Origin of the sequence: Streptomyces smaragdinus, assembly GCF_009604385.1 — a bacterium.
GTDB lineage: Bacteria > Actinomycetota > Actinomycetes > Streptomycetales > Streptomycetaceae > Streptomyces > Streptomyces smaragdinus.
The window spans coordinates 1-2,062 of the sequence record NZ_WEGJ01000093.1; the positions used below are offsets into that span (position 1 = coordinate 1).

Consider the following 2,062-nt stretch of genomic DNA (forward strand, 5'->3'; position numbering starts at 1 on the left):
AGTCACCCAGGACCTCGGCGACCATACGCACCGCACGTCGGCGCAGCTCAGGCGGGTAGGAGGAAGATCGTGCCATGACTCGAATCCTTACACGTGTTCGAGTCTCCACCAAACCCGGAACGGTTCAGCACTGTTCGTACAGCCATTGCCCGGTCCAGTCCGGTGTGCCGGGGAAGCCTTGTTCGGGGGCGAGGTGGTGTCCGTGGGGGAGCTGTGCGCGGGCGGCCTGGTAGCGGCGTTGCCATTGCATGCCCCAGGGCGGATTCCAGTACGGGTCGATGCGGGCGAAGTGTTCCTCGTGCGGCCAGGGGGTGTCGAAGCGTTCGCGGTGCACGTTGGCCTGGTGCCGTTGTCTGGCCAGCCAGCGGCCGAGGGGGAAGCCACCGTGCTGGACGGTGCGGGGAAGGTCGAGGCTGTGGTGTTCGGCCGCCCAGGCCCGGGCGTAGTGCAGTCCGGTTTCCAGGGCGGCATGCCGGGTGGCCGGGTTGGGCACTGCGATGCTCGCCGCGGGTCCGGTGATTCCGAGCAGAGCCAGGAGTTCCTGCTGGCCGGGCTGGAGCCTGTCGTAGGCGGCGTACTGTTCGTACAGCCACTGCCCGGTGCGGTCGTCGAAGTTGCGGAATCCTGCCTGGGGATCCAGGGGGGTGCCGGCTGTGACGGCAGCGTGGGCGATGTGGTGCCCACGCTGCCAGTCGGTGGGCCAGGGCGGGTTCCACCAGGGGTCGAGGCCGGTCAGCGTCCGGTTCACCGCGGGGTCGAGCTGGCCGCGCCGGGCGCGTACCCGCTGGTTGTGCAGCCATTTGCCGATGGTGAAGCCGTCCTGTCTGGCTGAGGTGGGGGCGCACAGGTGGCCGTGGCGGGCGGCGTAGGCGCGGGCGTGGTCCAGCGCGGTGCGGCGGGCGGCTTTGAGGTTCTTGCGCCGGGGTTGTGCCGCACGTGCTCGCTCAGGGGTGATGCCGATGTCGGTGAGGAGGCGCTGCTGCTGCGGGTGGAGGCGCTGGTAGTCGGTGCACTGGTCGTACAGCCACTCTCCGAGCCCCTCGGGCGTGCCGGGGAACCCGAGTTCGGGAGCGAGGGGATGTCCTGCTTCAACGTGCGCTTGAGCGCGGTGGTAGATGCGCTGCCACCACAGGTTCCAGGGCGGGTTCCACCACGGGTCGAGAGCGTGGAGGGCGGCGGCGCGTTCGGGTGCGAGTTCGGGTCCTGCGGCGCGTTGGTTGGCGAGCCACAGGCCGACCGCGAAGCCTTCCTCGCGCGCGGTGCTGGGCGCGCACAGGCTGCCGTGCTCGGCGGCGTAGGCGCGGGCATGGCGCAGGCCGCGTGCGAAGCCCTTTGCCGCGGCCGCGGCGGTGTCCGGTGCTGCCGGCGGGTTTGGCTGTACGGGTTTGCCGTCCCCGGGCCGGATGTCCTCCAGGAGCCGGGAGATCGGTACGGGCCGGTGGGACGGCGAGACCCGCCACATGCTTTGTGTCTTCGGCTTGTGTCCGGCGCGGGTACGTACGCAGGCGCGTACCCAGGCGTTCAGCGGCCCTGTCGTGACGGCCCTGAGGCGGTCGGCGATCCAGGGCCGCTCGAGACGCCGGGCAAGTTCGTCGACGAGGCCGGGGACATCGGCGGGCGTGTGCGGCTGATGCCGTCCTGCACCGTCGAGCAGACGCTGCTGCACGCCCGGGTCGGCCAGGAGCGTGGCCAGTGTGACGGCTTCGGGATAGGTCACCGCATCCCGCGCCGCCCCGCGCCATGCCAGGTTGTTGCCGGGCGCCGTCAGCCGCAGCCGGTCGGGCCAGAGGGTCTCTTCCGGCCAGGGCTCGTCCCACCACGAAGCCGTGATCGCCTGCGCCACGGTGAACGCTTCCGCGGCGTGCGGATAGCGCCGCAGCAGCCGTACATGACGGCGCTGGGCCGCCTTGATCTGCGGCGCATTCCGCAGGTCCAGGAGCAATGCTCAGGACTTGTGGATCGGTCTTCGGGACGGGACGCGAAGGGCGTACCTTCCCGAGTGATCTACAAGTCACCGAGTAGAGGCCCGCGTTCGCAGCGCGGGTCGGGAAGGCACGCCCGT

The 2,062-nt window shown here is 70.5% G+C and carries 1 protein-coding gene; it reads right to left on the bottom strand.

Annotated features, from left to right (window positions below; translation table 11 throughout):
* Nucleotides 1-124: 124 nt before the first annotated feature.
* A complete protein-coding gene (locus SRB5_RS35685) occupies nt 125-1,942 on the bottom strand; it encodes a helicase associated domain-containing protein (RefSeq protein ID WP_153458017.1) in 1,818 nt (605 codons plus the stop codon).
* Nucleotides 1,943-2,062: the final 120 nt, after the last annotated feature.